Annotated in this window: 8 protein-coding genes; 3 read left to right on the top strand and 5 right to left on the bottom strand. The window is 65.8% G+C overall.

The window, feature by feature from the left end; all coding sequences use genetic code 11:
• The 4 genes from JWP90_RS04365 to xseA form a co-directional block, all read right to left on the bottom strand.
• Window positions 1-340, bottom strand: a 340-nt coding sequence (locus tag JWP90_RS04365) for a carbonic anhydrase (protein WP_297360186.1), incomplete at its 3' end; no start/stop codon positions are given.
• Complete coding sequence (locus tag JWP90_RS04360) at window positions 340-993, bottom strand: DUF4245 domain-containing protein (RefSeq protein ID WP_297360183.1); 654 nt, start codon at window positions 991-993, stop codon at window positions 340-342. The genes JWP90_RS04365 and JWP90_RS04360, both read right to left, overlap by 1 nt.
• Window positions 990-1223, bottom strand: coding sequence for an exodeoxyribonuclease VII small subunit (locus tag JWP90_RS04355; RefSeq protein WP_297360180.1), 234 nt, complete (start codon window positions 1221-1223; stop codon window positions 990-992). Before JWP90_RS04355 ends, JWP90_RS04360 begins: the two co-directional genes overlap by 4 nt.
• A gap of 9 nt (window positions 1224-1232) precedes the next feature.
• Window positions 1233-2468 (bottom strand): exodeoxyribonuclease VII large subunit, encoded by a 1236-nt coding sequence (gene xseA, locus JWP90_RS04350; protein ID WP_297360177.1) that lies wholly within the window; start codon window positions 2466-2468, stop codon window positions 1233-1235.
• A gap of 88 nt (window positions 2469-2556) precedes the next feature.
• Between xseA and JWP90_RS04345 the strand changes: the two genes are divergently transcribed.
• A complete protein-coding gene (locus tag JWP90_RS04345; protein WP_297360195.1) occupies window positions 2557-3591 on the top strand; it encodes a 4-hydroxy-3-methylbut-2-enyl diphosphate reductase in 1035 nt (344 codons plus the stop codon).
• 5 nt (window positions 3592-3596) lie between these two features.
• Window positions 3597-4130 carry a DUF6264 family protein gene (locus JWP90_RS04340; protein ID WP_297360193.1) on the top strand — a complete coding sequence of 178 codons (534 nt, stop codon included), beginning with the start codon at window positions 3597-3599 and terminating at the stop codon, window positions 4128-4130.
• A gap of 81 nt (window positions 4131-4211) precedes the next feature.
• Here the strand turns inward: JWP90_RS04340 and fbaA are convergent, their stop codons facing one another.
• Window positions 4212-5237, bottom strand: a complete 1026-nt coding sequence (gene fbaA, locus JWP90_RS04335) for a class II fructose-bisphosphate aldolase (RefSeq protein WP_297360174.1) — start codon at window positions 5235-5237, stop codon at window positions 4212-4214.
• 92 nt (window positions 5238-5329) lie between these two features.
• Between fbaA and JWP90_RS04330 the strand changes: the two genes are divergently transcribed.
• Complete coding sequence (locus JWP90_RS04330; protein WP_297360171.1) at window positions 5330-6289, top strand: fructose-bisphosphatase class II family protein; 960 nt, start codon at window positions 5330-5332, stop codon at window positions 6287-6289.
• Window positions 6290-6427: the final 138 nt, after the last annotated feature.

Here is a 6427-nt window from a genome sequence, read left to right as displayed (position 1 = left end):
TCGCCGCACGAACGGCGCCGCACTGGTCGTGGCCGAGCACGACGATGAGCGGCACGTGCAGGACGCCGACGGCGTACTCCAGCGAGCCGACGACGGAGTCGGAGATGACCTGACCGGCGTTGCGTACGACGAACAGGTCGCCGAGCCCCTTGTCGAAGATGATCTCCGCGGCGAGGCGCGAATCGGAGCAGCCGAACAGGACTACGTCTGGCTGCTGGTTGTGAGCGAGGGACTCGCGGCGTTCGACATCCTGGCGTGGATGGCGTGGCTCGCCGGCAACGAACCGGGCGTTCCCCCGCATCATGACCGACCATGCCTTGCTTGGGCGTGAAGTGGGCATTATTCGTTCCTCTCCGTCTGGTTGGCGAGCACCTGGCCGGCAAGAGCGGATGCCACGGTGCGGAACTCGCCGTCCTGGGCCGTTCCGAACACGATGAAGGTGGAGGCGCCTGACTCGGTGGTCAGGGCGTATTCCACGTTACCGACGTCGTCACGGGCCCGATTGTCATAGACCGTCCATTCCACCCCGTCGATGGTGACCGTCGACGATGCCGTGGTCTGGCGTAGTTGCTGGGACACCCAGGTCTCATTGGCGTCGAAGCCCTGTGTGATGCCGATGTACTCATTCGACGGAGTGATCAGGCCGATGTTCCAGGAGGACACGCCGCCGGTCCTGTCGGTCTCGGCGCGGTTCGAACTCCAGCTGCCTGGCAGATCAGGGTTCGCGAGGATGTGGTCCGACGAGGTCTGCGCCTGGGTGGCGACGGCATCGTAATTGACCTCCGGCACGAGCGAGTTGTCGGCTCGCGGCACGGCAAGAGCGATGACCAGGACGAGCCCGACGCAGACCAGCAGGGAATAGACAAGGTTGTTGACCGTCTTGCGTTTGCGGTAATTGCGGGAGTTCTCGGCCTTGCGCTCGGCCATCTCCTCGGGAGTTTCGGGGCGGCCAAGCTCAGCGACGACTCGCGGCTGGCGACGGGGGGAACTCATTCGGCTGGCTGCGCCTGAGTCGACGGGGTGGCTGCGCGTGCGGCATCGAGCCGGGCCTTCGCTCCGATCAACCAGTCCTCGCAGCGTCGAGCAAGGGCTTCGCCGCGTTCCCAAAGGGCGAGCGACTGCTCGAGGGTCGGTGCTCCCTGCTCGAGTTCGGAGACGACGCGGATGAGTTCATCCCGTGCGTCTTCGTAGCTGAGGGTGGAGACCTCGCGGGTTTCTTGCATGGTCCAATCCTATCTGGGGTCGGCGAATGCCTCATCCGTCGGGCCGTCGGAGTGCGCAGCGATCCGGCCGGTCGCGAGTGTGAGGGTGAACTCGGTGCCGGCGGGGGCGTCAGGGGCTGAACGGAGGACGTGCCCGTCGAGGCCCTGGGCGATGGCGTAACCGCGGTCGAGGGTGCGTTGCGGCGACAGTGCCCGGAGATGTGAACGCAGGTCGTCGATCTGGCGAGTCGACTGCTCGAGCATGCGTTCGACCAGTTCGGTACCACGGGCGACGTACCGCGTGAGTTCCTCGGATCGCATGTCGACAATCCAGGAGGCAGAGGCCAGGGCAGGCCGCGACCGCAGCTGCCCGATCCCGGCCGTCTCGGTGTGGAGGTACGTGGCGAGCCGGGTGCCGAGCCGTGCCCTGGCCTGCTGCACGCGGGACAGTTCCTCGGTGACATCCGGGACCACACGCTTGGCGGCATCCGTCGGCGTGGACGCACGCAGGTCCGCGACGTCGTCGAGGAGCGGCCGGTCGGCTTCGTGGCCGATGGCGCTGACGAGGGGGGTGCTGCAGGCGGCTGCGGCGCGGACCAGCCGCTCGTCGCTGAAGCCGAGGAGGTTCTGGAAGTCGCCACCGCCCCGCGCGACGATGATCACGTCGACGGCGGGGTCGGCGTCGAGTCGTTGGATCGCCGAGATCACCTCGGGCACGGTCCGGTCGCCCTGCACTGCGGCGTGGACGATGCGGAAGTCGACCGCCGGCCAGCGCAGCTGGGCGTTGCGGAGGACGTCTTTCTCGGCGTCGGAGTCCTTGCCGGTGATGAGCCCGATGCAGTGGGGCAGGAAAGGCAGCCGCTTCTTGCGGGAGAGTTCGAACAGCCCCTCGCCGGTGAGCTGGGTGCGGAGGCGTTCGAGCCGCTCGAGAAGGTCGCCGAGACCGACGTGCTTCATCTGCAGCACCTGCATGGTCAGGGTGCCACCCTTGACCCAGTAGTTGGGTTTGACGAGCGCGACGACACGGTCGCCGTGCTTGAGATCCGCCGGGATGCGGGCCTTCACCGATGACCAGATGGTGAAACTCACCGTGGCGTCCTGGTTGAGGTCCTTGAGCTTGCCGTAGACGTTGCCGGCGGAGGTTCCCCACTGGGCAAGCTCGCCTTCGACCCAGACGGATCCGAGACGGTCGATGTAGTCACGGATCTTGACGCCGAGCAGTCCGACGGGCCACGGATTCTCTGCTGTGGCGGGCGAATCCGGCATCCGTTGGCTCTCCTTGTGGTCGTCCAGCACTCGCACAGAGGCAGCGGCCTAGAATTGGCACGTGAGTGACGCAACAATCAGCCTGCCCATGCCGAGAATCCCCGGCGTGCGTTCGAGGCTCAAGGATACCCCGGTGGTCGGACATAAGCGGGTGCTGTTGGCTGCGCCCCGTGGCTACTGCGCCGGTGTTGACCGTGCCGTCATCGCCGTCGAGAAGGCTTTGGAGCAGTACGGTTCGCCGGTCTACGTGCGTAAGCAGATCGTGCACAACATCCACGTGGTGTCGGAGCTCGAGTCGAAGGGCGCGATCTTCGTTGAGGAGGTCGACGAGGTTCCGCCTGGCGCCCACATCGTCTTCAGCGCTCACGGCGTTTCACCCGCCGTGGTGAACGCGGCGGCGGACCGAGGGCTGCAGGCCATCGACGCCACCTGCCCTCTGGTCACCAAGGTGCACCGTGAAGCCGTGCGCTTCGCCCGCGACGACTTCGAGATCCTTCTCATCGGACACGAAGGCCATGAGGAAGTCGAAGGCACAGCCGGTGAAGCACCCGAGCACACGACGCTCGTCGGCAGCCCGGACGAAGCAGACACCGTGCAGGTGAAGGACCCGAACAAGGTGGTCTGGCTGTCACAGACGACGCTCAGCGTCGACGAGACGATGGAAACCGTCCGCCGCCTGCGGACGCGGTTCCCGAACCTGCAGGATCCGCCCAGCGATGACATCTGCTACGCCACCCAGAACCGCCAGGTCGCGATCAAGAAGGTCGCGAAGGACGCCGACCTCGTCATCGTGGTCGGATCGGCGAACTCATCCAACTCTGTTCGCCTTGTCGAGGTCGCCCTCGAGTACGGCGCGAAGGCAGCATACCGGGTGGACTATGCGAGCGAGATCAAGCAGGAGTGGGTCGACGGTGTCGAAACCGTCGGCGTAACCAGCGGAGCATCCGTGCCGGAGGTACTCGTGACCGAAGTCCTCGAAAGCCTCGCATCGGCCGGCTACCGCGACGTGCATGAGGTGAAAACGGCCGAGGAAGACCTGATTTTCTCGCTGCCGAAGGAACTTCGCACCAGCCTGAAGGGCGCCAACGCAAACCGGTCGTCCGACGGACGGAGCCGACCGTGAGCGACATGCAGCGGCCGCGCCCGCAGTTCGGCGAATACGCCACCCCCGAGCAACAGCGCAAGGCGATCAAGGTCCCTCTCGACGACACAGAATCTATGCCTGTCGAGTCGCAGCAGTCCCCGACCAGCCACATCAGCGTCCAGGGTGGGCCGACGCCTGAGGCCCCGAGCAAGCGGGCGACGACCGACCGCCTGGCAACCATGATCCTGCTCGGGATCGGGCTGATGACGATTCTGCTGTCAGTGCCAGCTCTGCTGGACCTGCCGAAGTCGATCGACACCGCCTTCGCCCAGCTCGATCTCGGGAATTACACCTCAACGGCCCTGGGCTCGGCGCTGGGTTGGACCGCCCTTGTCATCTCGGTGGCGCTCTGGGGATTCGCTCTCTGGCTTTCCCTCCGCGCCTTGCGCCTGGGCAGGGTCGCCTGGTGGATCCCGCTCGTCTTCGGCGTGATCGCCAACATCGCCGTGTTCGCCTGCATCGCGTTCGCCATGGCAGGAGACCCGGCTTTCACCGACTACGTCAATCGGGTGAACTGACTGCTGAAATCTCGCCGTAACGAAAAAGACGGATGCCCCGACCATGCAGGTCGGGGCATCCGTCTTTCGTCATGCCGTCGGTTATCCGCGCGAGTGTCCGGCTGAGCCGAGCTGGCGGGTCGACTCGACCACGCGGGCGGCCATCGCGGATTCGGCGACCTTGCCCCAGGCGCGGGGGTCGTACAGCTTCTTGTTTCCCACTTCGCCGTCGACCTTCAGCACGCCGTCGTAGTTCTTGAGCATGTAGTCGGCGATCGCGCGGGTGTACGCGTACTGCGTGTCCGTGTCGATGTTCATCTTGACGACACCGTTCGCGACGGCCTCGGCGATCTCGGCGTCGGTCGAGCCAGAACCGCCATGGAAGACGAGGTCGAGGGGCTTGGCGCTGGTGCCGTACTTCGCGGCGATGCCGTCCTGGATTTCCTTGAGGAGCTCCGGCTTGAGCTTGACGTTGCCCGGTTTGTACACACCGTGCACATTGCCGAAGGTCAGCGCGGCCATGTAACGGCCCTTGTCGCCCAGACCGAGGGCTTCGACCGTGGCGATCGCGTCATCGAGGGTCGTGTAGAGGTGCTCGTTGATGTCGTGGCTGACACCGTCTTCCTCGCCGCCGACGACGCCGATTTCGACCTCGAGGATGGCGTTGATGGCACGGGTGCGCTTGATCATGTCCTTCGCGATCTCGAGGTTCTCGTCGAGTGGAACCGCCGACCCGTCCCACATGTGCGACTGGAACAACGGGTTGCGACCCGCCTTGACCTCTTCTTCGGACGCGGCGATGAGCGGCATCACGAAGCCGTCGAGGGCGTCCTTCGGGCAGTGGTCGGTGTGCAATGCGACGGTGATGGGGTAGTTCTTCGCAACCTCGGTGGCGAACTTCGCGAAGGCGATGGCGCCGGCTGCGCGGTTCTTCACGGTGTGACCGGCGAAGTAGTCGGCGCCACCGGTCGTGACCTGGATGATCCCGTCTGAGCCGGCCTCGGTCAGTCCCTGGAGTACAGCATTGATGGTCTGTGAGCTCGACACGTTGAAAGCGGGATAGGCGAAACCCTTCGCCTTTGCGGTGTCGAGCATTTCTGCGTATTGCTCTGGGGTTGCGACGGGCATGGCTTCTCCTTGACGAGATGGATGTCTTCGCCAATCAGTGTAGCGAGCGGCCCCTGGCCGGCCGATTCCCGGGAACAAGGCAGGATGGAACCGTGACCGTACCCAGCCTTCCTGCAGACGTCCTCGAGGGCTTCGCCCGCGCCACACGGATTGCGGCGATCGCGACCGTGGACCTTCTCGGTTCGGGGAACAAGCATGACGTGGACAGGGTCGCCGTGGTCGCGTTGCGGGACGCCCTCGCAGGCATCGAGGTCGACGGACTTGTGCTCGTCGGTGAAGGCGAGAAAGACGAAGCCCCGATGCTTCACATCGGGGAACGATTCGGCACCGGCAACGGACCCGCCGTCGACATCGCCGTCGACCCTGTGGACGGCACTCGGCTGGCAGCCGAGAACTCCCCGGGTTCGGTCGCTGTTCTTGCCGTGGCTGCACGCGGCACGCTGTATGACATCGGGCCCGCTCACTACATGGAGAAGCTGGTGACGGATGCCTCCGGCGCGTCGCTCCGACTCGCCGCGCCTCTCGCTGAGAACCTGGAACGGCTCGCCGATGCGCGCGGTGCGGCCGTGTCGGATCTCGTCGTTGCGGTCCAGGACCGGCCCCGGAACGCCACTTTCGTGGCAGCTGCCCGCGCTGCCGGTGCGAGGGTCGACCTCTTCGCCGATGGAGATGTCGAGCGCTGCCTGCTGGCGGCACAGCGGGGCACGGCCGTCGATCTCCTCGTCGGCATCGGGGGAGCACCTGAGGGCATCCTCACGGCTGCGGCCGTTCGCGCGCTCGGCGGCCACATGGAGACCCGCCTGGCGCCACAGCGCCGCAACGAGGCCCAACGGGTACGTCTGGCCGGCTTCGACACGGACCGTGTTCTGACGCTCGCCGACCTGTGCTCGGGCGATGCCTGGCTGTTCCTCACCGCCATCACTGACTGCCGGATCGAGCCCGACCGGGTGCTGCCCGGCGTGAGGGTCGACGCGTCGCACGTCGTCACCTCGTCCTGGAGCGCAGGTCCCGGGATCATGGTTCGGCGCACGACCGCTCGTACCGCACGGTAGGCGGCGCCGGGCGCTTCGACATCGCTGGTCCGGAGCGCACTCCGTGCTTCGAAATGGCCGGGGCCTTCTCGCGCCGGTAGGCTGGACGGGTCCACAGCGAACCCGCCATCGCAACCGCCAACGTTTCCGATTAAGGAC

Origin of the sequence: Mycetocola sp., assembly GCF_025464835.1 — a bacterium.
GTDB lineage: Bacteria > Actinomycetota > Actinomycetes > Actinomycetales > Microbacteriaceae > Mycetocola_A.
The sequence above is the reverse complement of the archived record's forward strand: the minus strand, read 5'-3'. Positions and strand labels throughout refer to the sequence as shown.

Coding starts and splice junctions, on each gene's coding strand:
- JWP90_RS04345 (WP_297360195.1), top strand. CDS start 2,557: ATGCCGAGAATCCCCGGCGTGCGTTCGAGGCTCAAGGATACCCCGGTG.
- JWP90_RS04355 (WP_297360180.1), bottom strand. CDS start 1,223: ATGCAAGAAACCCGCGAGGTCTCCACCCTCAGCTACGAAGACGCACGG.
- fbaA (WP_297360174.1), bottom strand. CDS start 5,237: ATGCCCGTCGCAACCCCAGAGCAATACGCAGAAATGCTCGACACCGCA.
- JWP90_RS04360 (WP_297360183.1), bottom strand. CDS start 993: ATGAGTTCCCCCCGTCGCCAGCCGCGAGTCGTCGCTGAGCTTGGCCGC.
- JWP90_RS04340 (WP_297360193.1), top strand. CDS start 3,597: ATGCAGCGGCCGCGCCCGCAGTTCGGCGAATACGCCACCCCCGAGCAA.
- xseA (WP_297360177.1), bottom strand. CDS start 2,468: ATGCCGGATTCGCCCGCCACAGCAGAGAATCCGTGGCCCGTCGGACTG.